Source organism: Dyadobacter psychrotolerans (genome assembly GCF_004349265.1).
GTDB classification, from domain to species: Bacteria; Bacteroidota; Bacteroidia; order Cytophagales; family Spirosomataceae; genus Dyadobacter; species Dyadobacter psychrotolerans.
The window spans coordinates 249,697-276,049 of the sequence record NZ_SMFL01000009.1; the positions used below are offsets into that span (position 1 = coordinate 249,697).

General features: G+C 40.4%; 26 protein-coding genes and 1 pseudogene. 9 read left to right on the forward strand and 18 right to left on the reverse strand.

Features of this window, described 5'->3' with window-relative positions; translation table 11 throughout:
- The first annotated feature begins 1 nt into the window (after window position 1).
- A complete protein-coding gene (locus tag E0F88_RS22750; RefSeq protein WP_131960581.1) occupies window positions 2–1,600 on the forward strand; it encodes a hypothetical protein in 1,599 nt (532 codons plus the stop codon).
- 2 nt (window positions 1,601–1,602) lie between these two features.
- On the opposite strand, the gene E0F88_RS22755 is transcribed toward E0F88_RS22750, so the two are convergent.
- Window positions 1,603–2,046, reverse strand: a complete 444-nt coding sequence (locus tag E0F88_RS22755) for an RrF2 family transcriptional regulator (protein ID WP_131960582.1) — start codon at window positions 2,044–2,046, stop codon at window positions 1,603–1,605.
- 181 nt (window positions 2,047–2,227) lie between these two features.
- On the opposite strand from E0F88_RS22755, the gene E0F88_RS22760 reads away from it, so the two are divergent.
- Window positions 2,228–2,908, forward strand: coding sequence for a M10 family metallopeptidase domain-containing protein (locus tag E0F88_RS22760; protein WP_131960583.1), 681 nt, complete (start codon window positions 2,228–2,230; stop codon window positions 2,906–2,908).
- A gap of 74 nt (window positions 2,909–2,982) precedes the next feature.
- Here the strand turns inward: E0F88_RS22760 and E0F88_RS22765 are convergent, their stop codons facing one another.
- From E0F88_RS22765 to E0F88_RS22800, 8 genes and pseudogenes are all read right to left on the reverse strand, one after another.
- Window positions 2,983–4,152: an HlyD family secretion protein gene (locus E0F88_RS22765; RefSeq protein ID WP_131960584.1), complete on the reverse strand. Its 1,170-nt coding sequence runs from the start codon at window positions 4,150–4,152 to the stop codon at window positions 2,983–2,985.
- Window positions 4,152–6,371: pseudogene (locus tag E0F88_RS22770) on the reverse strand (peptidase domain-containing ABC transporter). The gene E0F88_RS22765 and the pseudogene E0F88_RS22770 overlap by 1 nt, the downstream one beginning before the upstream one ends.
- Before the next feature lie 33 nt (window positions 6,372–6,404).
- Window positions 6,405–6,608 (reverse strand): CPBP family glutamic-type intramembrane protease, encoded by a 204-nt coding sequence (locus E0F88_RS34815; RefSeq protein WP_131960625.1) that lies wholly within the window; start codon window positions 6,606–6,608, stop codon window positions 6,405–6,407.
- 3 nt (window positions 6,609–6,611) lie between these two features.
- Window positions 6,612–7,139: a hypothetical protein gene (locus E0F88_RS22780; protein ID WP_131960585.1), complete on the reverse strand. Its 528-nt coding sequence runs from the start codon at window positions 7,137–7,139 to the stop codon at window positions 6,612–6,614.
- A gap of 124 nt (window positions 7,140–7,263) precedes the next feature.
- Window positions 7,264–7,479: a hypothetical protein gene (locus tag E0F88_RS22785; RefSeq protein WP_131960586.1), complete on the reverse strand. Its 216-nt coding sequence runs from the start codon at window positions 7,477–7,479 to the stop codon at window positions 7,264–7,266.
- A gap of 12 nt (window positions 7,480–7,491) precedes the next feature.
- Entirely contained in the window at window positions 7,492–7,698 is a 207-nt protein-coding gene (locus E0F88_RS22790) for a hypothetical protein (protein WP_131960587.1), read from the reverse strand.
- A 157-nt stretch (window positions 7,699–7,855) separates the two neighbouring features.
- Entirely contained in the window at window positions 7,856–8,404 is a 549-nt protein-coding gene (locus E0F88_RS22795) for a CPBP family intramembrane glutamic endopeptidase (protein WP_131960588.1), read from the reverse strand.
- On the reverse strand, window positions 8,401–8,745 hold the full coding sequence (locus E0F88_RS22800; protein ID WP_131960589.1) for an HTH domain-containing protein: 345 nt from the start codon (window positions 8,743–8,745) through the stop codon (window positions 8,401–8,403). Before E0F88_RS22800 ends, E0F88_RS22795 begins: the two co-directional genes overlap by 4 nt.
- A gap of 130 nt (window positions 8,746–8,875) precedes the next feature.
- On the opposite strand from E0F88_RS22800, the gene E0F88_RS22805 reads away from it, so the two are divergent.
- Window positions 8,876–9,106: a helix-turn-helix domain-containing protein gene (locus E0F88_RS22805; protein WP_165940132.1), complete on the forward strand. Its 231-nt coding sequence runs from the start codon at window positions 8,876–8,878 to the stop codon at window positions 9,104–9,106.
- Window positions 9,107–9,193: 87 nt separating this feature from the next.
- Here the strand turns inward: E0F88_RS22805 and E0F88_RS22810 are convergent, their stop codons facing one another.
- The 3 genes from E0F88_RS22810 to E0F88_RS22820 form a co-directional block, all read right to left on the reverse strand.
- Window positions 9,194–11,599 carry a 3-hydroxyacyl-CoA dehydrogenase/enoyl-CoA hydratase family protein gene (locus E0F88_RS22810; RefSeq protein ID WP_131960591.1) on the reverse strand — a complete coding sequence of 802 codons (2,406 nt, stop codon included), beginning with the start codon at window positions 11,597–11,599 and terminating at the stop codon, window positions 9,194–9,196.
- Between the two features lie 145 nt (window positions 11,600–11,744).
- The gene (locus E0F88_RS22815; protein WP_131960592.1) at window positions 11,745–12,209 is read right to left on the reverse strand and encodes a MarR family winged helix-turn-helix transcriptional regulator; all 465 of its coding nucleotides are present in this window, start codon (window positions 12,207–12,209) and stop codon (window positions 11,745–11,747) included.
- A 139-nt stretch (window positions 12,210–12,348) separates the two neighbouring features.
- Window positions 12,349–13,596 carry a peroxiredoxin family protein gene (locus E0F88_RS22820; RefSeq protein ID WP_131960593.1) on the reverse strand — a complete coding sequence of 416 codons (1,248 nt, stop codon included), beginning with the start codon at window positions 13,594–13,596 and terminating at the stop codon, window positions 12,349–12,351.
- Between the two features lie 140 nt (window positions 13,597–13,736).
- Here E0F88_RS22820 and rsmH point away from each other — a divergent pair, with 140 nt between their 5' ends.
- From rsmH to mraY, 5 genes are all read left to right on the forward strand, one after another.
- Window positions 13,737–14,651, forward strand: a complete 915-nt coding sequence (gene rsmH, locus E0F88_RS22825; RefSeq protein WP_131960594.1) for a 16S rRNA (cytosine(1402)-N(4))-methyltransferase RsmH — start codon at window positions 13,737–13,739, stop codon at window positions 14,649–14,651.
- A 109-nt stretch (window positions 14,652–14,760) separates the two neighbouring features.
- Window positions 14,761–15,171, forward strand: a complete 411-nt coding sequence (locus E0F88_RS22830) for an FtsL-like putative cell division protein (RefSeq protein WP_131960595.1) — start codon at window positions 14,761–14,763, stop codon at window positions 15,169–15,171.
- A 68-nt stretch (window positions 15,172–15,239) separates the two neighbouring features.
- Window positions 15,240–17,384 carry a PASTA domain-containing penicillin-binding protein gene (locus E0F88_RS22835; protein ID WP_131960596.1) on the forward strand — a complete coding sequence of 715 codons (2,145 nt, stop codon included), beginning with the start codon at window positions 15,240–15,242 and terminating at the stop codon, window positions 17,382–17,384.
- Window positions 17,385–17,393: 9 nt separating this feature from the next.
- Complete coding sequence (locus E0F88_RS22840; protein ID WP_131960597.1) at window positions 17,394–18,875, forward strand: UDP-N-acetylmuramoyl-L-alanyl-D-glutamate--2,6-diaminopimelate ligase; 1,482 nt, start codon at window positions 17,394–17,396, stop codon at window positions 18,873–18,875.
- Between the two features lie 123 nt (window positions 18,876–18,998).
- Entirely contained in the window at window positions 18,999–20,213 is a 1,215-nt protein-coding gene (mraY, locus tag E0F88_RS22845; RefSeq protein WP_131960598.1) for a phospho-N-acetylmuramoyl-pentapeptide-transferase, read from the forward strand.
- A gap of 145 nt (window positions 20,214–20,358) precedes the next feature.
- Here mraY and E0F88_RS22850 read toward each other — a convergent pair whose 3' ends face one another.
- From E0F88_RS22850 to E0F88_RS22875, 6 genes are all read right to left on the reverse strand, one after another.
- Window positions 20,359–20,934 carry a DUF4136 domain-containing protein gene (locus E0F88_RS22850; RefSeq protein WP_131960599.1) on the reverse strand — a complete coding sequence of 192 codons (576 nt, stop codon included), beginning with the start codon at window positions 20,932–20,934 and terminating at the stop codon, window positions 20,359–20,361.
- Between the two features lie 77 nt (window positions 20,935–21,011).
- The gene (gene aroB, locus E0F88_RS22855) at window positions 21,012–22,046 is read right to left on the reverse strand and encodes a 3-dehydroquinate synthase (protein ID WP_131960600.1); all 1,035 of its coding nucleotides are present in this window, start codon (window positions 22,044–22,046) and stop codon (window positions 21,012–21,014) included.
- 183 nt (window positions 22,047–22,229) lie between these two features.
- Window positions 22,230–23,438, reverse strand: coding sequence for a DUF3570 domain-containing protein (locus E0F88_RS22860; RefSeq protein WP_131960601.1), 1,209 nt, complete (start codon window positions 23,436–23,438; stop codon window positions 22,230–22,232).
- Between the two features lie 6 nt (window positions 23,439–23,444).
- Complete coding sequence (locus E0F88_RS22865; RefSeq protein ID WP_131960602.1) at window positions 23,445–23,666, reverse strand: DUF4266 domain-containing protein; 222 nt, start codon at window positions 23,664–23,666, stop codon at window positions 23,445–23,447.
- Entirely contained in the window at window positions 23,653–24,582 is a 930-nt protein-coding gene (locus tag E0F88_RS22870) for an FAD:protein FMN transferase (RefSeq protein WP_131960603.1), read from the reverse strand. Before E0F88_RS22870 ends, E0F88_RS22865 begins: the two co-directional genes overlap by 14 nt.
- Window positions 24,582–25,004, reverse strand: coding sequence for a thioredoxin family protein (locus E0F88_RS22875; RefSeq protein WP_131960604.1), 423 nt, complete (start codon window positions 25,002–25,004; stop codon window positions 24,582–24,584). Before E0F88_RS22875 ends, E0F88_RS22870 begins: the two co-directional genes overlap by 1 nt.
- A 269-nt stretch (window positions 25,005–25,273) precedes the next feature.
- Between E0F88_RS22875 and E0F88_RS22880 the strand changes: the two genes are divergently transcribed.
- Entirely contained in the window at window positions 25,274–26,329 is a 1,056-nt protein-coding gene (locus E0F88_RS22880) for a VOC family protein (protein WP_131960605.1), read from the forward strand.
- The last annotated feature ends 24 nt before the right edge of the window (window positions 26,330–26,353 follow it).

Below are 26,353 nucleotides of genomic sequence, written 5' to 3' on the forward strand. Positions count from 1 at the left end.
TATGATCCACTTCGACAACTGCCCAACCGTTTATTGGCTGATCGGATATATTCTGGCTGGCATTGTCATGTTATCAGCATTTTACAAAAAAGTATCACTTCCTATTTTCGTAATTTTAAGCATCGCATTGTTAACCTTCATGCGATTACCCGTTATCGTTTTTAACCGGGAAATAAATCCGGATGAAAGCCAGATGCTAAGCCACGCAATTACGCTTTTTCACAATCCGGTTTACTGGCGCTCTGTTGACGGTACTACCATCGGTCCCTTAGACAATTATCTGCTTGTTGTTCCCAGGCTTTTTGGCTTTCAAATTGATTACACTTCCGGCAGGTTTATGGGGTTGCTGTGTACCGTGGGTACATTATTATTTTTGTTATTGTCCTTAAAAAACTGGTTCGGCTCGCTGACTGCGCAAATTTCTGTACTCATTCCCTTAATCTTTCTATCCTTTACTCAGGAACCCGATTTTGTTCACTATTCCAGTGAGCAGTTACCTGCCTTTTTATTAACGCTGACACTTTGGTTTCTATCCAGATATCACTTGGATAAGGCTAATTCAACAACAAACAGTTATCTGTTGGGACTAACAGCAGGGGCTGTTCCTTTTGCTAAACTACAGGCTGTGCCTCAGGCTCTGCTTTTGGTGGTTGCTGCATTCTGGTTTTGTTATTTAATTTATAAGGATAAAAAAAGTTATCGTCCGGCCCTTATGCTTGTGTTTGGAGGAATAACTTTTCCGGCTTTAACATTTATCTGGGCTGCCTGCAATCATGTACTTACTGATCTGATAGATTTCTACTTACTCGGTAATGTCATTTATGCAGGAGGAAGTGCCAAAACTCCGATTGTACAGCAGTTCTTCAAAATATTAAGTTTAAGTACTGATTTTATAATATTTACCGCTGTACTGATACTACCGGCTATTTTTGGACTTATCCAGGTATTTCAAAAAAACATTAAAGGGAATTTACAGATTTCAGCTATAATTATTGGGCTGGTTTTAGCATCTGTTTACGCAGTTACCAAATCAGGAAATGATTTTGTTCACTATCTTAACTTCTGTATTGTTCCCTGGAGTTTACTCGCGGCTTTTGGTATTCAAAGATTGAATAAATGGGCAATTGTTTTCCCGGGATTATTACTCCTTTACTTTTGCTTTTCAGACTATTCATCTTTTAAAAATCAACATCAGCTCAATTCATTCATATCAGACAATGCAACCACACTTGCGGAAAGTCCGGTTGTGAAGGAACTGAAAAAATATACCAAAAAAGATGACTTTATGGTCGTTTGGGGATGGCAATGTATGTATTATGTAGAAGCACAGCTGGCTGAAGGCACAGCTGAAAATCATTCAGAGCGTTCGATATATCAGCACGATATGCTTGGTAAATACAGGAGCCGTTATATTTCAAATATCCAGAGAACGAAACCTGTTGTATTTCTGGATGCCGTGGGTAAAAACAGCTTCTGGGTACAGGATCGAAAAACTCAGGGATTCGAAAATTTTCCCGCGCTTGCAGAATATATATCCTCAAATTACAATTTCAAGGGCACATTCGACGATACCAGACTCTTCGTACGAAAGGATCGCTAGTCTCAGGATAGTAAATCTGTTTCCGGAGCATTTTCTGCCCTAAGTAAATCGGTTAAAGTTGTTTTATCCAAAACAGCAAGATTGGCGTCCCGCCATTTTTCAAGCACCGTTCTCAGGCTGCAAGTTTCTTCGTCCTTACAGTCATCACATCTGCCGTAAAAGAACATCGATACACAGAGTGCAGGAGCAATTGGCCCGTCAATGATGCGGAGTACCTTTGAAAAGCTTACCTCGGAAGGCGGAATACGAAGCATATAACCTCCTCCCTTTCCCTTCTGGCTTTGAAGAACACCGTTGTTACGCAAATCCAGCAATATAGCTTCAAGAAATTTTTTCGGTATTTTTTCCTTTTCAGCAATATAGGAGATCAATACAGGACCTTTCCCAAATTGTTCTGCCAACACTTTAAGCGCTTTCAGCGCATATTTTGCTTTTTTTGATATCATTGGTGGTTCATTGTACTTTTAATTCGCCTGATACTTCTACACTTCTGTTTCGGGCTTCAAAGTAGTAAGCTACAAAAATGTATTAATTTAAAGAAATATTTTACTCATTCGCTTAAATAAAGCGTAACCAAGAACGTGATTAAATGACTGAATTCCAGAAAAATATAAACAACATACACACATGGCTGCCATTATCAACCTCCAGCAAAATGAAAACCGGATTACCATTGCCTCTAAACTGTATCTCTACGGGTCGGAAGCAAATCAGCAGGTTGGCGAACTGATTGTTGAAGAAATAAACCGGATGTACAATGAACCCAAAGCAACGGTCGCAATAAACGGAGCCTTATTAAACGTGTTATTTGACATTCATTACCAGATCATTTCGTCCCGGGAAGCCTTGGAAATGGCCACGGTAAATGATGACTACCGGAATAATTTTATCAGGATTGAAAATGAAAATAAAATTACGAGGTCGTTTATGGGATTTGGTCTTGGAGATAATTCCGGCCACTGGCTTACAACCGATAACCTCGGTACTTCCACTACTGCTGCACACGAATTCGGCCACAGCCTGGGTCTCGATCATCCTGAAAACCCGGACTTTCGCGGATCGGCTACGCCCCCGCCCATTATGGCTGCACGCGGCAGCATTGTAGATGCCAAATATCAATGGAACCCGTTGGCCAAAGCCGGAGAATACGGTGGAACGATGAACCCGGTCCACCGCAGAGTATCCCAGGAAGAAATCGCATTGATACTGGAAGGATTAACTTTTGAAACGACTGATACTTATTATGTTGGGTATTTATCTAATAAGCTGTTTAACAGTAAGGGGAGCGTTGTTGAGGGTTTGGCTTGAATGGTGCTCAGGAGTTTAAACGCGGCGGGCTTGGCTGTGGTACCATATTATTGAATAATCAAATACATGTCAGATTACTCCGATTTCCTCTTCGGATTTAACCAATCGTCCGACTTGTCATAAATAAGCTGATAAAGACTTCGTCTTGCAATGATAAATTCAGCGTGCAGGCTAAGTCCTTTTGTAAGAGACACCGCATAGCCGTTTTTTAAATGAAGTTTTCTTTGCGTTAAAATGCATTTAACCTTGAATACCGGCTGATTATTCATTATTATAAAATCACGAGCAATGTCAGAGACTGTGCCTTTTACCATTCCCCATTCATTGTAATTAAATGCATCAACACGGAATAAAACAGCCTGATCCCTTTTAATAAGACCAATATCCTGAGGTGAAACATAACATTCAGCAATGACCAGTGTATCATCAGGGGAAATAGTACCAACAACTTCTCCCGCTTGTATAAAGCTGCCCACATATTTGCCGGTAACTTGCTGGATCGTCCCTGTAACCGAAGCTTTGAGTACATAACTTTTCCTCTGTTCGGTTAATTGCTTTTCCTCAGAGAGAAGCTGTCGCAAAGCTGTGCGTTGACTGCTCAGATCCGATTGCCATTGACCCATCTGCTGGCGGAATGCTGACTCATATTGAGCTGCCAATTGTGTATGTTCAAATTCCTTGGTGTCAAATTCCCGCATTGCAATTACCTTCTCTTTAAAGAGCTTTCTGTCCGCTTCCAATTCCTTTTTTATCTTTTGCTGATGAAATAAATTTTCCTGCATTTTTGACTGGAATGAAAAAAATTGCTGCGCATAAAGTGTCGTACCGAAAGAACGTCCTTCATAAAGAGATTCTTTGTTCACACCAACCAGTTTTTCAAGATCGTTTATAAAGGAAATCTTTTCCTTTTGCTGATTTGTATTTAATTGAATACGAACGGCTAATTCCTCTGAATTAATTTCATACAGCACTTCGCCTTTTTTCACCGGCTGGTTTTCACTGATCAGGGCTTTTTGAATGATTCCATTTACCAAAGAGCGAAGCTCCGTTTTTTCATTCTTTGTGCGTAAAATACCGCCGCTTTGTACGGAAATATCTATATAAAGAAACGGAAGAGAAAATAATGTAAGAATTACCGCAACCACTGTGACAGTATAAATCCACTGACTTTTTACAGCCACCCGTGGCAGATATCCTTCTGTACTATTCTCGAGAACGTCCGCTGGAAAAAGTTGCTGCTGCATTATGAATTAACTGAATGATTAGCTTCCTGTAATGGCAAACCGCTTTGCTGTGTCCATAATGTTTCATATTGTCCCTTTTGCAGGAGCAATTCCATATGGTTTCCTTTTTCAATTACTCTCCCTTTATGAACAACCAGTATTTCATCCGCATCCCTGACGGTAGACAACCGATGTGCAATCAGTACCACAGTTTTTCCGCCAGCACATAAGGATCTAATCGTTTCCTGAACATATTCTTCTGAAATAGTATCTAACGAAGACGTAGCCTCATCGAAAATAATAATTTCCGGCTCGCGGTACAACGCTCTTAAAATCGCCAGTCTCTGCCTTTGTCCGCCAGACAAATTGTTCCCGTTTTCTGTCAGTTCCGTTGCATATCCTTTCGGCAATTCCTCAATAAACTCGTGAATGCCTAGTTTTTTCGCATAATAAAGTATCCTTTTTATATCAGGCTCAAATTCTCCAAGTGCTATATTCTCCAAAACCGTTGCTGCGAACAGATGGATTTGCTGCGGAACTACGCTAACCAATCTTCGTAAACTTTCATTGCCAAGATGCTGAATATCATAATCTCCGATCCGTACACGGCCATTTTTTAAAGGATATAAATTTTGCAACAGCGAAATTAATGTGGACTTCCCGGAGCCGCTCTCTCCTACTATTGCAGTGATTTTTCCTTTTTTAATCGTAAGGTTTAAATTCTCGAAGATAACAGCCCGTGTTCCATACCTGAAAGTGACATTTTCCAAATGAATATCACCGATCATATCCGGCGTTAGTTCAATTTTATTCTCTGTTTTCTCTCTTTCCAAGTCCATAATTTCAAAGAGTCTGTCTGCCGCAATCAATGCATCCTGAATGGTTCGGTTTGCACTGATCAGCCTTCCGGCAGGTCCGGTGAAATACCCTATTAATGCATAAAAAGAGAAGAGCTCGCCGGCAGTAAGTTCATTGGTGATAACAAACGAAGTACCAGCCCAAAGCAAAATGATCGTAAATAACTGCGAAACAACCCCGCTTGCGGTACCAACAGAAAGAGAAGCCATAAACGAACTGTAAACAGTCCGGATCAACCGGATGAACCGTGTTTCGGTTTTGTAATTGGCATAAGCCTCCATGCCAAACCGTTTAATAGTCGATGCTGCATTTAACGATTCTACCAGTTGCGCTTCCAGTTCGGCTGAGTTTTCCATTAACTCCCTCTGTAAACGTTTGTTTATTTTGTTAGACAACCAATAAAAAAACAAATAAAACGGAATGATGGCAAGCATTATAAGTGCCAGTTTCCAGTAATAAGTAAACATGAGTACAAATGAAAACAGCACAATAAATACATTAACGACCAGATCCATGACAGTCTCATTAATAAAAGAACGGATTTTAACGGCATCATTTACACGGGAAATAATTTCTCCCACGCGCATGGTATCAAAGAATTGCTGCGGAAGTTTCAGTAAATGTTTGTAATACCCAAGGATTAGCTGTGCGTCAATTTGCTGTCCTGTTTTAAAGACGAAAACGGTCTTTATAGTCCCCACAACTGTTTGCAATAGCAGGATTAAAAGCATACCGACACTCAATAAACGCAGCAGATTCATATTACCGGAGGGCAATACATGGTCTGTTATTTTTTGGATATAAATGGAGGTGGATAAACCAAGTAAGGTAGCAACAGCCGCACCAAACAATGCCTGTATCATAACACTTTTATGCGGATTGATCAAAGCTAAAAAGCGGCGTGCAACGGATATGCGCTGATCACCCGCCTTGAATTCTTCGGAAGGAAGAAGTATCATTAATACCCCTGTCCACAACTGTTTAAACTCTTCTATGGTTTTGGAATGATACTTACCATCTCCCGGATCCATGTAGGTTACCTTCACAGTCGTTACCTAATACAGGACCACATAATGGTGCAGGCCCGTTCCGGAATTGTCAGTAGCCGATAGAGAATTCTTTTTTATAATAACATGAGCAATAGCAGGTAGCGGAATTTTTGGAAGACTTTCGACAGCACCCTTTACACCCTTAGCCTGAAATCCCATTTTTTGAGCAGCTTCAATGAGGCCAAGCATATTGGTGCCTTTCTGATCCGTACCTGCAAACTGGCGAATACGGGCAATTGGGAGCCGCAATTTATAATGAGCCGCAATGGAAGCAAGACAGGCTGCTCCGCAGTCGGTAATGTCGTGTTGTTTGATAAGTGTGTGGGTGGCCAAGATAGAATGATATCTTTATCTGAGAATATTCTCTTAGTTTAGTAACCTAATTATATCAGGTGTAGTATTGATAATAACGTGCAAAATAAAAGGCAACATTATTGAATTATATCTAATAGCTAAATAACTAAAAATGACTCCCGATATAAATTGAGGAAAGACGTATATTGGATATAAATAGATAAAATACCAGTTAACCGGTGAGAAATTACCAATATGAATTAGGGAGAATGAAATTGTTTAAGTCCAACATAGCAAATTATATTTATCTTTATTTAAAAAATGAGTATAATCTACCGTGTCATTATATCTATCAAAAAAAAGCAAAATCAAAATAGATCCTAATAGTAAATTGTATGTGGATGAAAAAAAATTGAGTCTATAACATTCCGGAAGAAAATATTCAATCCAAGAAATTAAAACAACTAATCTTAAAATTGAGCTTTTAGTAATCAAAATCAATCTAAACGCAATTTCTTCTTCAAATGGACCGAATAACGACGTTTTTAAAAATCCCTCTAATTCAGAATTTAAGTTTCTAAAATTTAACTGATTGTTTTTTAAATTATCTGAAATAGAAAAATTAAATAACGATTTTGTTGTAGGCTCAACTATTAAACTAATAATTAATACAATAATGAAATTGGCCAAAATACAAATAAGATAAAGATTTTTCATCAATTCTAGTCTTTGTCTTATTGAGTCTAATTTTCCAGAATAAAAATTAGAAAATGGATTTCGATAGAAAGTAAGTAAATTAATAATCATATACTTTAAAACTGTAGGCATTTAAAAAATCACACAAATAATATTATTTACGTGATTAATTGAAATAAGTTATCAAATAAACTATAATTTAGGATGTATAATATTTACACACCCTAAATTATAACTATTGACGATGTTGGTTGTAAGATTTTTGTAAGTTACTCCAAAAATCATTCCATCCATCTACCATACCTTTAATGTTTGCGCCAGCTTCCTTACCTATTTCAGATGCATCTTTGGCAGAAACTACAACTTCGCCTCCTGAAATATCAATCAAACTACTATCATCTAAAACATTCATTGCAGATAACCAAACACTATTTTTTTGTACAATTGCCATCTTAATTAATTTTTATTTTGAAAATATTCCTTCTACCGCTTTCGATTTAACAGTTTCTAGCATTATCTGATTCAGCTTGTCAGCTGCGTTAGTTGCATAAGCAATACAGGCTCCTGCGAGATAACCTGCTTCGGCCCAAAAGCCACCTCCATAAGACAGTAAAATTTCTTCCGTATTCATTTCTACGAGTCCTAATCCGTGCAATTGTAACTTTTCCATTACTAATTAGTTTAAAGTGAAATTAAATTATACAAATACCATCATTCAATCTGTTGGCCAACTTTTTAAAGATGATGCTGTAAATCTAAGTTCTCTCACTGCACTATTACTGCAGTGATAAAAAATATTCAAAAAAATAATTATTTTACATATCAAGTCAATCAAAAATGAAGCTAAGCCCTATTCCAAGAGCATTATATAAAAGATGAAGCATCACCGCAAACCAAAAACCATAGAGCATCCGAATATATCCCAATAGAAATCCAAAAAATGTTTGAGGCAGTGTAATCAACGGGAAAAACATGTAATTAGATGTTACTAATTGATAATTAAAGAAATGGATCCACCCAAAAATTAAAGCAGATGAATAAAATAACCATCTAAACCAGGGTTTCATCCGCAAACGTCCTATTGGAAAGCGGAATAGAGCTTCTTCCAAAATAGGAGCCAATATTATTGCTCCCAAAGCTCTTTTCCACAAGTTATGGTTTTTATAAACATGTTCCAGCTCATTCACTACATGTAACTCTTCCAGAACTAGGATAATCAAACCAAAATATGTACAAACTACAAAAGAAAAAAATAGATAATACACCCCAACATCCAGCAACTTCTGCCGGATTGACATTAATTTATAATTAGGATTATTCGGATTTCGAATGAAATTAGCAAAACGAAAGATTAAATATTTTAAATGAAGAATCATGGGTGCTCCTCGTATTTAAACTGTATATGAGAATAACCCACACATTCAGTCAAGAAAGTTGACGACGTATTATTGCACCCTCCATCCACATCAGTTACCTCTTTATCATCCAGCTCCCGAAAACCAATATCAAACCGAACCTCCCTTTCATAATAATAACTGCGCCTAATCGGACAGAATGAAATAGGTGCACCTATTTCCCTCATGATCCGGATATATTCAAATACGGCTCGTTCTGAAAGATCGAGTTTTGAAGCTAATTCTATGGGGGAGCCTGTGGCTTTTTTGCTTATCAGGCGATGCAGGCGACGGAAGCGTTCGAAGTACTTTGTCAGGTTCATTTTAATACGCGTGTGCTGATGAAATTTCAGAAACGCAAGATAGTAACAACAAATGAATGTGACTAAGTACTTCTACCTTAGTCTAACCGGATATAGAATATATGGGAAAATCTCTAATCTAATTCCGACTATGCACAATGTTGAACCCAAGTTTATAGGAAAAAAAATACGGAAAATCAGATTGTCACGCGGTTATAAGCAAGATTATATAGCCCTAAAAGTAGGTCTTAGCCAAACGGGTTTCAGCAAAATAGAAACAGGAGAAACCAGGATGACGCTGGAAAGAGCCTCTGATGTTGCGAATGCATTAGGAATGACTTTGATTGAACTACTGGTCTGGGAAGAAAAATTAAGAATGTAGTCTTTTTTTGATTTTGCCCGCGACCGGACATTTCGACATTAATAACCCTTCTGAACGCAATGAGGCTGTGTTCAGAAGGGCTAAGTATTAATTTCTTGGTGGTTTCCCGCCATTCAGGAGCCCCTGCATTCTTTCGAGTGTTTTCTTTTCACCACATAAGGACAAAAATGCTTCACGTTCCAGATCCAGCAAATACTGTTCGGAAACGTTCTGCGGGTAACTCAAATCTCCCCCGTTAATCACATAAGCGAGTTTGTTGGCAATCTTTGCGTCGTGATCGGAAATGTAGTTTCCTAAGCGCATTTGGGCAACACCAGCCATAAATAAAGCCATACCTGCTTTTCCCTGAACTTTAATATCGCTCCTCTGTTTTGGCTGCGTATAACCATTTTCTGCCAGATCAATTGCTGCCTGTTTGGCTTCTGCAATTAATCTTGAACGGTTCAATACAATCTGGTCCTTTTCCTGAAGATAGTTCATAGTCCTGGCTTCCTGAGCAGATGTGGAAACTTTCGCCTGAGCAATGTTCATAAATGCCGTTTGCAAAATGTTCAGTTCCGTATCGCCTGCCTGATACATATCGGAACATCTTAAAGCCATTTCTTTGGTTCCTCCGCCGGCAGGAATGATACCAACACCAAATTCAACGAGCCCCATATACGTTTCGGCATGTGCAACCACTTTATCGGCATGAAGATTTAATTCACAGCCGCCGCCTAAGGCAAGCGTGTGCGGCGCTGTAACCACAGGTATAGAAGAGTATCGGGCGCGCATCATGGTTTGCTGGAATTGCCCGATTACCATGTTAATCTCATCAAACTCCTGTTCGATAGCAAACATGAAAAGCATTGCCAGATTGGCTCCGGCCGAAAATGCTTCACTTGATTCGTTACCAATTACCAGACCGCGATATTCTTTCTCTGCTAAACTTATTCCTTTCTGGATTCCTTCAATTACCTCAGAACCCATTGTATTCATTTTGGATTTAAATTCCAGGTTCAAAATCCCGTCACCAATATCATAAAGATTAGCTCCTGCATTTTTCCATACAATTTGTTTAGATAGGTTGCTTAACAGAATGAAGCTATCCTGACCCGGTATCTTTTTGTAGGTTTTCGAAGCTACATCGTAATACAGCCGTTTCCCGTTTTCAACTTTGTAGAAAGATTCGTTTCCTGCATTCACCATTTCATAAACCCAGTCCGCCGGCTTCATGTTGGCTTCTTCCATGATACCTAACATGCTTTTAACCCCAATGGCATCCCAGGTTTCGAATAGTCCAAGCTGCCAGCCAAAACCAGCCGAAATTGCCTGGTCAATCCGGAAGATTTCGTCCGAGATCTCAGGAATACGGAACGAAGCATATTTAAAAATATCAGAAAACGTTTTGCGGTAAAATTCTCCCGCTTTATCCTTCCCGGCAAGTAAAACACTAAAACGCTTTGGTACTTCACCAATCGCTTTTGTTGCTTCCAAAGTGGCGAATTTTACCTTTTCGGAAGGTTTATATTCCAATGTCGAAAAGTCAAGGGCTAGAATAACCGACTTACCTTTTTCATCTTTAATTTTTTTATAAAAACCCTGACCGGTTTTGTCTCCCAGCCATTTATTATCAAACAATTTCTGCATCACCGACGGCAAAATAAATGCGTCACGCGATTCGTCAGTTCCTTCTCCCGATGCATACAGATTATTGGCAACATGCACCGTTGTATCCAGTCCAACCACATCAGAAAGTCGGTATGTTCCGGATTTTGGGCGACCTACCACCGGCCCCGTCAGCTTATCCACCTCATCCACGCTCAGATTCATTTCCTCAGCCACGCGCATGGTTTGAATCAAAGCATAAATTCCAAGCCGATTGGCAATAAAACCAGGTGTATCTTTACATAGAACCGTCGTTTTTCCCAGGAAAAGATCACCGTAATGCATTAGAAAATCGACCACCGACTGATCCGTTTCAGCGGTAGGAATGATTTCCAGCAAACGTAAATATCTCGGTGGATTAAAAAAATGTGTCCCGCAGAAATTCCTTTTAAAATCTTCGCTACGGCCCTCTGCCATTAGATGAATCGGAATTCCTGACGTATTGGAAGTAATCAGCGTACCTGGCTTGCGGTGCTCCTCCACTTTTTCATACAGACTCTTTTTGATATCCAGCCGCTCAACAACTACCTCGATAACCCAGTCATAATTTTTAATGTCTTTCAGGTTATCATCAAAGTTGCCAAGTTTCACTCTGGATGCAAAGTCAGGACTGTACAAGGATGCGGGCGTAGCCTTCAGCGTCTGCTGGAAAGAATCATTAACAATCCTGTTCCTTACTGCCGGATGTTCGGTCGTGAGACCTTTTGCTTTCTCAGCGTCATTAGGTTCCTTTGGAACAATATCAAGAAGTAAAACTTCTACACCTATGTTGGCAAAATGGCTGGCAATGCGCGATCCCATAATACCTGAACCAAGAACAGCAACTTTACGAATGGAACGATTCATTATTTAAAGATTTTGGTTTTTAGGATTAATAGCTATTGGCTTTTAGCTGGTAGCTATTAGCCTTTTGTTTTAATATTTTTTACCGGTCGGATGGCGAAAAAGCCATCCGACCAGCTTCCTCCATCTTCCCTTTTCCCTTTGCTCCTCACATCTCCTCCTCCACATCCCCGGCTTTCAGCTTCTGATTTTCTTCTTCCACCAGTTTGTTTATGTCTTTGATCACATCAAAAAAAGTAACCAGTTTATCCAGGGGAATTTTGTCACGGATCATTGTATTGAATGAAATGACACCTTCTTTCGCCAGTTCACGTTTTTCTTTTCCAAGATCGGTGAGCATAATTCTCACAAAGCGTTTATCATTCTCACTGACCTCACGGGTAATCAAACCACGTTCTTCCAGGTTTTTAAGCATGCGGACAAGGCTTCTTGGCTCCATTCCCAGCAAAGGCGCTATTTTCGTAGCAGGCGTGCCATTTTCAATGTCAATATTCAGCAACACATAACCCACAGCCATTGTTGTATCAAACCGCGCAGCATAGGCATTGTACATTCTTGAAATAGAATGCCAGGCCCATTTTATCTGGAAATCAATCGTTTTTTCCTTGCGCATCTTTTCAGATTTATATTGATGTCAGAGTTTGTCTTACTTACAAATGTAAGAAAAGACAGGAATATTATGCAAGCATACTAATTTACTTATCAAAAAAATAGCGCTGTACGAATCCATACAGCGCCGGCACTATTTTTGACTATTTCTCATCAACCATTTTAGTAATCAGCCCGTTAAATTCTTCCACAAACTGTTCGTAAAACTTGCCGGTTCCCGGTCCGGAAAAGCCGGTATGTATCTCACGAACTTTTCCCTTTTTATCAATGAAAATAGTTGTTGGATAAGACATTACCTTATTCAACATCGGCAGCGCTTTTGCTGTCGCCTCGTCCGTGTTTGTTCCTGCAAGCACAACCGGATAATCCATATTGAAACGGTTTATCATTTTTTTAATCTTAGGATTTGAAACTTCAGGTTTATCCGACCGTTCAAAGGCCAATCCGACAATTTCAACACCGCGTTCTTTGTTGTTTTTATACCAGGGAGCCAGGAAATTGGTTTCGTCCATACAGTTCGGACACCAGGAACCCAGTATCTGAAGAATAACAACCTTATCCTTAAACCTCGGATCCTTTAAAGAAACCAGCTTACCATTTGCATCTGGAAAGGAAAAATCAACTTTATCAAAACCGGGTTTCAGGAAAGTAAGTTTGGTGGCATCCGGCAGTTTTGCCTCTGGGTTTGTTTTTGCCTCCCAGGTTTTATAAGCCTTAATCCCGGACCACAAAGCACCTTTCAGACTTCCGTCTCCCTGAATCGCTGCCTTAAACAACATTGCATTCGAACCATCAAAAGTGGATAAAAACAAACTGTCACCGTTTACATTTCCGTTCAGATAGCGGTAATCCCCTGTCGGGGTTAAAAAAGAACCTTCTACTTCACTACCTTTTTGTGTAAAATTTCCGACTGAAACAGTTGAGTCACCGGTAGCAGGGTTAATAAATAGGGTTGACCATTTTCCGGTTATATCCTTTTTGCTTTTTGCTTCACCATCTTTAAAAAATCGAAAGTTTTGGCCAAATGTCGCTTCAAAAGGCAGAGATGCAACAACCGCGCCTTCCTTCAACCGGCTGTATCTTCCTTTTAAAACATCCTTTTCAAGACTTGCTACGATTTCCGCATCAAAAAGCTCCATAGGGATATGCAGGGAATCTTTTTCAAAATAAGCTGTATCCAGACGAAGACGTTCTGCTCCGTTCACTGAGTATATTGTATAGCTCTTTCCATTCGGATTTTCAAATATGTCCAACAGCAACGGAAGCTGCTGTCCGTCACGGGTCAATGTGGCCCGCCAGATACCGCGTTTCAGATTCGTGTCCGCAGAAGAACCGCAGCCTGCGATGCCGGCAATAATAAATATTGCGATAAAAAAATTTATTGCTCTCATGTTCAACTTATTGATGGGAAATAACAGGTAGGTCATTAAAATTAAATCCTTTGGGAACAGGTATTCCTACGCCTTAAAATTGTTAAGTTTGTAACTGCCTCATGGCAAGAAATAGTTCCTACGCACGTTGCTTTTAATAAATGGAGTTGCAAAATACATATCACGAACCGGTCATGCTATCGGAATGCCTGGAAGGATTGAATATCCGGCCCGATGGAATTTATGTCGACGTTACCTTCGGAGGCGGCGGTCATTCGCGCGCTATTCTGGAAAAACTGACGACAGGCCGCCTGCTCGTTTTTGATCAGGATCCTGATGCTGTGGCAAATGCAGAAGAATTTAAGGGAGATGAAAGATTTACCTTTATCGCTGCCAACTTCCGGCATATAAAACGTTATCTGCGGCTTCACAAGGCCGAAAAAGTGGATGGTATTTTAGCAGACCTTGGTGTTTCTTCTCATCAGATTAATACGCCTCTACGCGGTTTTTCAACGCGTTTCGATGCAGATCTGGACATGCGGATGAATCCGAACAGTGAAAAAACGGCCAGGGAAGTACTTAATGTCCGTTCTGCTGCTGAGCTGCAAAAAATATTCGGGATGTATGGCGAAGTTCACAATGCCAAAACAGCGGCAGAAGCCATATTCTCTTCACGACACAATTCTCCTGTTGAAACGATTAACGACCTGAAGGGAATTTTAATGAAATATGCCCCTCGTCACCGCGAAAACAAATACTTTGCGCAGGTATTTCAGGCATTACGTATTGAGGTAAACGATGAGCTGAAAGTTTTGGAAGAATTCCTGATGCAGGTTCCGGAGGTGTTAAATCCGCAAGGAAGGCTGGTTGTGATGTCCTACCACTCTCTGGAAGACCGACTCGTGAAAAACTTTATCCAAAAAGGAAAATTTGACGGTGAAGTCGAAAAGGATTTTTACGGAAATGAAATCAAACCTTTGAAAAGTATTACCCGCAAACCGGTGGAAGCGACACAGGAAGAAGTGGCAAGAAATCCAAGGGCCAGAAGTGCGAAGTTGCGTATTGCGGAGAAATAGGTTTAAAAGATTTTCACGCAGAGCAGATGAGTTTGGCGCAGAGATCGCGAAGAATAAAAAAATTATGTACGATGCTTATAGCTGAATGCTAAAAGCCAATAGCTAAAACATGGCTGTCAATAAACGAAGACCGAAACCTGTTCCGCCAAAAGTAAAAAAAACAAAAAGGGAATACAGTCTTTTCAACTGGCTGAACCGTTTTTTGCCTTTGGATAAATTATTTGGAGAGAAAGAACCCGGCCACGAAGAGCGTGTTCCGGTAAAGTATTTCTATTACTTCGGCTGGGTCGTTATTTTGCTTGTGCTTTATGAACGAATCGGCTTTGAATCGGAGAGTTACGTCCGAAACAGTATCAAATTAAAAAAGGAAGTGGATGATCTGCGGGCTGAGTATACTTCCATTCACGCTGAATATCAGAAGGAAGGGAAGCAGTCGGTTGTGATAGAAAGAGTGAAAGATTCCGGACTGGAGGAAAATCTTACACCGCCTAAAAAAATTATCATTGCAAAAGACGAATGACATACTTCACTTATAAAATCACAACACACTCAATCATTTCGTCCTAAATATTTCTATTGCTGCAAGTCATGAAGAACGATGTAGAAAGCGGTCAGAATAATAAAAAAGCATTAATAAACCGTGCGCGAACCGTAGGCTGGGCCCTTGGTTTGCTTGCAATCCTGGTTTTTGCAAAGCTGATCCGTGTTCAGTATTACGATACATTCAAAGGAAAAACGTGGGTCGAGTATTCGGTAAAAAATGATCTGAAACTGGACACGATTCCTGCAATGCGTGGAAATATCTATTCCAGCGACAATAGTTTACTTGCTACGTCTCTGCCTTATTATTATGTTGGTCTGGACACGAAAGTAGCCGATTCAACATATTTCAGGGAAAACCTGGACCAACTGGCGCGGTTGCTTTCAAAAAATTTCGGAGAATTAAGCGCTTCCGAATACAAAAGTAAAATCCTGCGTTACCGGGTAAGCAAGAGCAAAAGATATTTACGCTTAAAAAGTAAAGAAATCAGCCACCTTGATCGTGAAAAGATAAAAGAGTGGCCGTTTTTTGCAAAAGAGAGAAAAGGCGGAGGTGGTAAGTTTGAAACAATTTACAAACGCTATAAACCTTTCAGTCCAATGGCAGACCGTACCATTGGCGGCACAGATCCCAAAAGCGGCAGAGGTTATATTGGTATAGAAGCCAGTTTTGATAAAAAACTTGAAGGAAAAGCAGGAATCGGCTGGGTGGAAATGGTCGAAGGCGGAATGAAAATCCCGGTTGGCGATGCTCTGAATGTTCAGCCGGAAACCGGCAGGGATATTTATACCACTCTGGATATGAATTACCAGGACATGGCTGAAATCGCTCTACGCCGTAAGCTTACTGAAATGCAGGCAGATTTTGGCTCGGTGGTAATTATGGAAGTGGCAACCGGAGAAATCCGCGCTATGGCCAATCTTACCAAGCGATCCAATGATAAATATGAAGAAGTTTTTAATTATGCCTTAGCCGGCAGTAATGATCCCGGATCAACCTTTAAGCTGGCGACGATGATGGCTTTGCTGGAAGAAACCAACATGGATCCGGATAAAATTACGGTAAATACGGGAACAGGAGCACTTCGTTTTCGTAATCATACAATTAAAGATGCGCATCGGGGTGGTTTTGGTGTAATAACTGCTTCACAGGTATTGGAAAAGTCGTCCAATATCGGAATCGTTCTGCTTATGCAGCGCTATTTTGCCAATAAGCCGGATAAATACCTGGAATATTTAAAACAATTTCATTTGACCAGCCCAACCGGTATTCACATGAAAGGTGAAAAGCCGCCGCTGATCCGTGACCGCAGTTCTAAGTTCTGGAGTAATTATTCGCTCTACTTTATGGCCCATGGTTATGAAATGCAAATGACTCCTTTGCAAACTCTTGCTTTTTATAACGCAGTCGCCAACGATGGTTATTGGGTTCGCCCGATGGTGGTACGTGAAATCAGGAGCGCGGAAAAAGTGGAAGACAAAATGGTGCCTTATGTTGAAGAAAAGCCAATTGCTTCACCTGAAACAATCAGAAAGTTAAAAAAAATGCTGGAAGGTGTCGTGAATAACGGGCTCGCAAAAAACATCAAATCGGATCTGTATAAAATTGCAGGAAAGACCGGTACCGCCAGAAAACTGATCAATGGAATTTATACCGAGGGAAGGAACTATACTTCTTTCGCGGGTTATTTTCCTGCCGACAAGCCTAAATACAGCTGCATTGTCATTATTGATAATCCAAGAAGTTCCGGTGCAGATTATACCCGTTATGCAGGAAGTGTTGCCGCCCCGGTTTTCAAAGAAGTTGCCGACAGGATTTATGCTTATGATGTAGCCATTCAAAAACCGGTAAAAGATTCGATCCCTGAAAAAAGCAAAGACTTAAGATGGGCCGGAAAAGCTTCCGATCTTAAAATAATCAGTGAAGAATTAAAACTCACCGCGCTGCCGGAAGGTGCAGAATATGCCGTGGGTTCCATTGTGGATAAAGGTAAGCCTAGATGGAAAACTTTGGCTGTAAAATCAAAGGAAGTACCTGATTTGCAGGGATTAGCCATGCGGGATGCACTTTATATTCTTGAAAATAAAGGATACAAAGTTACTTTCAAAGGTTCAGGAAAGGTAGTGGAACAATCTCTTCCGCCGGGAGCAAACAACAGCGGCATTAAAACGATATTATTAACGTTACAGTAAATTCCATTTATGGATATTGATAAGGGAAAATCTTTAAATACATTACTTCAAAACATTAGCGGTACCACTATCACCGGACCTTCCGATGTTTTGATTCAGAATTTGATATTAGATTCAAGAAGGGTCTCTGCAGGAAGTTTGTTTGTAGCATTACGCGGCACGCAGACCGATGGACACCAGTTCATCGACACCGCAGTTAATTCCGGAGCATCGGCTATTCTTTGCGAAGAACTTCCCGCCAACATAAATCCTGAGGTCACTTATATTACCGTAAAAGATTCTGCGGAAGCGATGGGACTGATTGCTTCTGAATTTTATGGAAATCCCTCCAAAAGACTTACGCTTGTTGGTGTAACCGGCACAAATGGAAAAACTTCGGTTGCCACTTTTCTTTTTCAACTGTTCCGTGGTTTAGGCTACCGATGCGGTTTGCTTTCCACCGTGCAAAACCAGGTTGAAGATGAGGTTATTCCGTCCACGCATACCACTCCGGATTCTATCGCACTAAATCAGCTTTTGGCTTTGATGCTGGAAAAAGGTTGCTCACATGTGTTTATGGAAGTAAGCTCCCATGCGGTCGCACAGCATCGCATTACGGGGTTACAGTTTGCAGGAGGTATTTTTACCAATATCACACACGATCACCTCGATTTTCACAAGACATTTGATAATTATATCAAAGCAAAAAAAGGCTTCTTCGACCAGCTTCCAAAATCCGCCTTTGCGCTTGTTAATGTAGACGACCGGCGCGGCTCTGTGATGGTTCAGAATACAAAGGCAAAAATTGAAACTTACTCCCTTCAGACGATGGCTTCCTTTAAAGGGAAAATCATTTCTGACACGCTTACGGGCATGCACATGGAAATCAACATGCATGAGGTTTGGTTTAGGGTAATTGGCCGTTTTAATGCTTACAATTTACTTTCTGTATTTGGTGCTGCGGTTTTACTGGGTGAAGATCCTGAGATCGTTTTAACTGTACTTTCTGCACTTAAAAGTCCTCCCGGAAGGTTTGAACAATTTCATTCTGCCGATAACATCGTTGGTATCGTGGATTATGCACATACACCCGACGCGCTGGAAAATGTTCTTCAAACCATTACGCATTTACGTCATGGAAATGAAAAAGTGATTACCGTTGTTGGCTGTGGAGGAAACCGAGATGCAGAAAAGCGGCCGAAAATGGCTGAAATTGCATGTAAGTACAGCAACCGGGTTATTCTTACTTCCGATAATCCGCGCTACGAAGATCCTACGGACATTTTGGATCAGATGCGAAAAGGAGTGCCTCCTCTTGATTACAAAAAAACTACTGTCATTGAAGACCGTAAAGAAGCGATTTTCCGTGCTTATGAAGAAGCAAGTCCGGAAGACATTATTCTAATTGCGGGAAAAGGACATGAAAATTACCAGGAAATCAAAGGCGTAAAACATCATTTTGACGATAAGGAAGTGCTGGGACAAGCTTTTCTTGAATACCCGAAAAACTAACAGCTGCCTTTATTTTTTCTCTGTTAATTAAAACCTCGTAATACTACTGCTAAAAATGAGCGTAACTTTTGCGTAGTGTCCGAAAAGACGCAACTTTGCAATTGTCATCCCAATTTGTCTTTCATGCTTTATTATCTATTCGAATATCTCGACAAACAATTTAATATACCTGGTGCGGGTGTATTCCAGTACATTTCCTTCAGAGCGTTAGGGGCAACTGTACTTTCTTTGTTTATAGCAGCCACTTACGGGAAATGGATCATTGATTTTCTGAGAAGGAAACAAATGGGCGAGTCCATTCGTGACCTGGGACTTGAAGGACAGATGGAAAAAATGGGTACTCCTACCATGGGTGGATTTATTATCCTGGCCTCGTTGCTTATACCTGTTTTGCTGTTTGCCAAACTGACCAACGTATACATTGTACTGCTCATCATCACGGCGCTTTGGACAGGAATGATCGGGTTTGTGGATGACTATCTAAAAAAATTCAGGAACAACAAAGATGGCTTACACGGAAGATTCAAGATTGTTGGCCAGGTAGGTTTAGGTATAATTGTTGGGCTTACGCTTTCTTTTAATGATAACGTCAAAATCCGGATTTATGAAAAACCTGTTTTAAGCTCTTCATTAGGCGAAATACAGCGCTACCGGGACATTATACATCCAACAGTAACAACTATTCCGTTTACTAAAAACAGTGAATTTGACTATAAGACGCTGCTGTTTGGATGGCTTCCGGAAGAATATACTTGGATCATTTATACTATTGTGGCTATCTTTATCATCACTGCAATTTCTAACGGAGCCAATATTACAGATGGAATTGATGGCCTTGCGGCTGGTGTTTCCGGCATAATAGCTTTGACATTAGGTGTGTTGGCGTACTTGTCGGGAAATACAAGATTTTCTCAATACCTCAACATCATGTACATCCCTAACTCGGGGGAGCTGGTAATTTTTTGCGCAGCATTTATCGGGGCCTGTGTCGGGTTTCTCTGGTACAATGCCTATCCCGCCCAGGTTTTCATGGGCGACACAGGAAGTTTGATGATTGGAGGCGTTATCGCTGTAATCGCGCTGGCACTCCGTAAAGAATGGCTGATCCCGGTACTTTGCGGAATATTTATTGCTGAAAACCTCTCAGTAATCTTGCAGGTTGGTTATTTCAAGTATACCAGAAAACGATATGGCGAAGGAAGGCGAATTCTACTGATGTCACCTTTACATCATCATTATCAGAAAAAAGGCATCCACGAAGCCAAAATCGTAACCCGCTTCTGGATCGTCGGAATTATTTTAGCTATTTTGACTTTGGCGACTTTGAAGTTAAGATAACTCATTAGTTCCAAGTAAACAGTTCACAGTATTAGACTGCAAACTGTTTACTTGGAACTGTGAATTTAACGCCGTAGTAAGTTCATAATCCTAAGTCAACAGCATCAGACTGTCTACTGTGAACTAAAAACTGTAAACTAAAAAACTACCGCCCAACCTGCTCAGTATAACGTCGCGGATCGTAACCTTTTGCAAACAAAGGGTATTGGTCAAAAATGCGTCGGACTACGCTCCGGTAGTGATTATTCGTATTTTCAGCACCTTTGAAAATGCCGGAAGCGTAACCTCTCCATACGACCTGATCACTGTCAGCGTCAATTAAAGATACGATCAGCGTTCCTTTATCGAGAGCATATTTGATCGGTTCATAACGGAAACCGTCGTTTTCGGTATCTACCCAGTTTTTAATAACCGGCTGCATATAACCCTGATAACGAAGGTTGTCGTAGAAGATACCATAATTAACCAAAAGAGTTGGTTTGTCGGCAGTTAGCTTATATCCACGAACCTGCATCTGGCGGCGGATCGCCTCATAAATTTCTGTACAAAGATTGTTTGTATCACGCTCACATTCAAGGAACGTATAGGAAGAGTAATCCTTAAAATTGGTCTCATAACTGTAATCGTGCTCCACAAACACCTTACGACCACTCGAGCAACCCGCCATTAAAACAATTAAAAATGCGGCGGCATACGGTTTAATAGACTTTAACATAAGCATTTCATTTTGTCAGGTTATAAATATATATGAATGTATAAAACTCAAACCTTGAATAGCTTATGATCCGCCCCCGATAATCACCCCATGTAATAAGCTATTGCTTTACGCATTTCAGAAACAGAAACTACAATATCATAACCGCAGCTTCCCACTCCTGTCAATAAAGAGAAACGGATTTCATTTCCCCTGTTCTTTTTATCCTGGCGGGTTAAGGCCAAAATCGATTCAATGTCTTCCGGTGCGATTTTAACTTTACCGTATGTTGCAAAAATAAATTCTTCAACCGCACTTAATGTTTCACTGCTGATCATTCCTTTTTTGAAAGACAAAAAGCTTTCCATAATCATACCCACCGCAATTGCTTCTCCGTGGAATAAACGTTCGGCAGGTGTTTTTGTTAAAAAGTGCGTTTCAACTGCATGCCCTAATGTATGTCCAAAGTTGAGAATTTTTCTCAGTCCTTTTTCCGTAGGATCCTGATCTACAACATTTTGTTTTATCTTAACCGAATGGTCAATCAGATCGGCCCAATTCTGCTCTTCAAAATCAAGCTGGCTAATCCGCTTCCACTTATCTCCATCTGCAATCAGGCAATGTTTGATAATCTCTGCAAACCCTGACCTTATCTCACGCTCCGGCAAAGTCTTTAAAAAAATGGGATCAATCAATACACTTTTTGGTATATTAAAAACACCTAAATGATTCTTAAACCCATGAAAATCAATACCCAATTTCCCACCAACACTCGCATCCACCTGGGATAACAGGGTTGTGGGAACCTGTATAAAATCTATGCCCCTTTTATAAACTGCCGCACAAAATCCGCCCATATCTCCAATCACCCCTCCTCCAATATTCACAACCAATGCATGACGGTCCAACTCTTCATTTGTCATCGCTTCCCAAATTTTTTCGCAGGTTGCCAGCACTTTGTTGGCTTCACCACTTGGAATCGATACCAGTTTATGTGCTGGTAAAGCACTTTTTAACAATGGATAACAATGTTTTTTGGTATTGTTATCTGCAATTACTATGACTTTTGAATAGTTTGTTGAACTGATAAACTGCTTTAAACTTTCTTGTATTGGGGCAATAACTACGTACTGATTCATTACTAATATATTGAGACTAATGCTCATCAAATATACGATGAGAGTCAACAAAAGGATGCGCTGACGGATAAATTAAAATAATATTCTGATTTTTACTCTTAAAGATATAAATTATTAGGCACCAACCATACAGAATCCGGCAAAAAAATTCCTTGAGTCTGTCTATACGTCATAAATCAGGATTTATACTTTCTTATAGTTAAAACGGATTGAAAGTGTTAGAATGTGAGCGTTAAGACCATTGGAGCGATAAAAATAACTGTAACGCAGGTTGATCTCATCAAAAGAAAGCTTTCTTACTCGGTTCATATGTGGCACAAACCGCATATTCATCCCGCCTTTGTAGCTGGTAAATGCCGAAAGATCATAATCAGAAGTGTAAAAGGTTTCGGATGATATATGTTTTTTATAAGGCAGAAAATACCTGGCAGCAGATTGGTTATAAATTCTAAAAAAGGGTGAGAACGTATATTGCGGAGAAGTTTTTACAGCTGCTTCCAGCTCGGCACTGTTAGCCCGGATCCCGAAACTATCCCAGTAATGGCCATAATTTAGTTTCAGCACCGTGCGTTTTCCAGCGAAATAATTAACCCGAAGGCTAACGGGAACCTTGTATCTCTTTTCCGGCAGCTTTTCGACGCGCTGTTTTACGTCCTGAAAATAAACACGATGGAATGGTGTTGACAAAAGCCCTTTCTGATAAGCGATTTCTGGGAAAATTCCGGCAACAAGCCTTCGGTTGATAACCTGTGTAAAACCTAGTTTTAAATTGTAGGATGTCCGTCTGTAATTATTAAACCAAGCCGTGTCTCGCAGCTCTGCAGGATAAATCAGTTTTACGGGCCGGTAGTAATCTTCATTGATTCGCCCCCATCTTAAATCATCGAAGTAAGCCTGAAAGCCCAGGTTAAAAGTCCGCTGTCTGGAAGGTGTTGTATATTCAGAGCTCAGTAAAACCGGAATGGAAAAATAATCCGATTCTAATGAAAAACCAGAGCCGATGCCAACAGTCAGATCCTTCCTTTTCAATTTTCTTTCGAAACCAAGCGTTGCATATGAACGCAGGTCTTTACGCGATGCAGATGATTTAACCGCATCAATTTTATCCGTGGAAGCAGACGTAACAGCATCTGCACCTCCTACAAACCGAAATGTATTATAATCTTTAAACGTATGTGTGATACGGGCCGAAGGAGAATAAACAGTGAGTTTTTCGGTTCCTCGACCACCTGTCACGGCTGAATTATTACCATCCTGGATATAGTGGGAATAAACCAGCTCAATATCGGTTTGAGAAACCGTTCGCTTTTGATACAAACTATCTTCCTTTTGCGCTTTGGCTTTGAATAACATCAGAGAAAGCAAACCAACAACCAGGTATCGTTTATTCATGCCAGATTAATTACACCCGCAGCCTCCGCTCGACTTAGTACCTCCCGCCTCCGTTGCGCCTTCCCGGATGCTTTCCACATATCCTTCAAATTTTTTTCCGGTATTGCTGCCCAACTGCATTTCAGGATCATTGAGATAAATACGCTGATAAGGTTTTACAGTCTGGCAGGCAGAATGGGAAAACAAAACCGCCAGGAAAATCAGAAACAGAAATCTATTCTTTTGCATATTCAAAGATAAGATTTGATGAATGACTTATGTTGTTCCGATCATCGATTATCAAACAATGCGTTTGGGGAAGCTGATTTATAAGATGTATTCCGGCACCTACTCCCATTACAAAAATGGCGGTGGCCAGCGCATCGGACAGTTCTGCCCGGGGACTTATTACTGTCACACTTTTAATACCGCTTACCGGTTTTCCCGTTTTCGGGTTGATGTTGTGCGCATAACGGATTCCGTTTTTGATAAAAAACTGTTCATAATCGCCGGACGTTGCAACAGATGCATTTTCAATGGGAATATAACATAAAATTTTATCAGGGTTGTCCGGATCGGCAATGCCGATTTTCCACTCCTGACCATTGCCCTTTTTACCAAGTACTGTCAAATCACCACCGGCATTTACAACACCGTGTTCCACTCCTAAAATTTGCCATATTTGCTTCACCCTGTCGGCAGCATATCCCTTTCCTATTGCACTAAAACTGATAAACATGCCCTTCTTTTTAAGAAAAACATTGTTGTTTTCTCTTAGAGAAATGTGCTTATATCCGACAACCTGTAAAGCTTTTTTAACTGCTGATTTATCCGGCAAAACGAATTTCCCGTTTTTAAAATCATATAGTTTTTTGAGCGGCCCCACGGTAATGTCAAAAGAACCCTGCGTTAGGTTTGATATCTGAACTGATCTTTCAATAAGGTCAAAGACTTCTTTTTCAATCGTGACTGGCTGCAAACCTGCATTTTTATTTAATAATGAGGTAAACGATGTTTCTCTGAATTCGGAAAGCAGATTTTCAAGTCTTTCAATTTCCTTTACTCCTGTTTCCAAAAGCTCTTCCGCCCGGCTTTTATCTGTATCCGAAATAATCAGTTCAAAAACGGAGCCCATTAATTTTCTGATTATTTTAAATTCCTCCATTAGCGGGCCAGTAAACTTTTTAATTCGGCAACAAATTTTTCAGGACTTTGGCTGTAAGAAATAATTTTACCCTCGGATTCATCTGCTGAAAGTAGTATCAGTTTAGGGAATTCACCCTGCTTATTATATTTTTCAGCCAAAGCTTCATTTCTCTTCACTTCTTCTGCGGAAAGCTGCTTTTTTTGCGGAAAGTCAGCTGTAACGATCTCGATATTCTCTTTTGCAAAATCCTGAAACATCTGGCTGTTAAGCACTTCCTTTTTAAAAAGAATACAATTTTTACACCAGTCTGAACCGGAAAACACAATCAGTTTCCTTTTTTCTGCTGTTTGCTGCTTTTTTACAGGATGGTCTCTGCTTATAAATTCCAGCGGACTTAAGGTCGTCAGATTGAGAGAAAGGATAAAAATAAGTATAGTCATAGCATATAAATTTATTTATGACACCAATTTCATAAACGCTTTCGACTTGTATAAGTTCAGAGCGGCGACTTAGAAAAAACTATAAAAACCCTACCAAAATCATCTCGTTTGGATTTCGATCTTCCTTAAGTTGAAAGGTTTTGTTTTAATACATCTAATAACTGGCCACCAACCTTCCCGATTGCTGTTTTTATTTCGTAAAATTGCGGTTTGCTTTCCAGCCGGGTTACCGGCTCCCATGTCATTGTGTTAAATCAATTTCTCAACGAATGAGTTCTCCACTTATTTCCGGAATTCAACAAGTAGGTGTTGGAGTCCAAAATGTTCCCGAAGCCTGGCAATGGTATCGCCGTGTGCTTGGCTTTGATGTTCCTGTTTTTGATGACAAAGCCGAAGCACCGCTTATGACTCCCTACACCGGCGGTAAAGTGCACCAAAGGCATGCCGCATTGGCAATTAATATGGCTGGTGGGGGCGGATTGGAAATCTGGTCTTTTACAAGCCGTACCTCCCAGCCAGCAAACTTTAAATTGGAATTGGGAGATCTCGGAATCAATGCTGTACGATTCAAAGCACCGGATGTAAAAATGGCACATGAGTGGGTTAAAAGCAAATCCAAAGAGGCTGTCGGGCCGTTATCTTCACTTCCCGAGGGCGAGGGTTTTTGGGGGAATGATCCTTACGGAAATATATTTCAGATTACCAGCGATACTTCCTGGTTTCAAAAAACCGGCCATGCAGTTGGAGGTGTTGCAGGCGTTGTTGTAGGTGTTTCGGATGTAGACAAATCGCTTGCGTTTTACCGGAATTTGTTGGAACCTATGGAAATCGTTTATGACAAAACCGGTGTTTTTGAAGATCTGCCGACATCAATTTCGGGTCAGCGCTTCCGCAGGGTTTTACTTCGAAAACATTTTACGCCCGAAGGTGCATTTGCCAAACTTTTAGGAAACATTCAGATCGAACTTATTCAGGCTTTGGACCGGACTCCTAAAAAACTTTTTGAAAACCGTTACTGGGGTGATTGCGGTTATATCCATTTATGCTTTGATACTTTGGACATGGCTACACTAAAAACCAAAATTCAGGCGCAGGGGTATCCGTTTACCGTGGACAGCGAAAAATCATTTGGTATGGAATCTGCTGCCGGGCGTTTTGCCTATGTAGAGGATCCCGATGGTACGTTAATCGAACTTGTAGAGACACATAAATTACCAATCCTGAAAAAAATAGGGTGGTTTTTAGACATACAAAAAAGAAAGACTAATAAACCGTTGCCTGACTGGATGCTTAAATTACTCGGTCTGAGCAGAGTGAAAGACTGATCATTTTTTTTGATAAAGTATGGA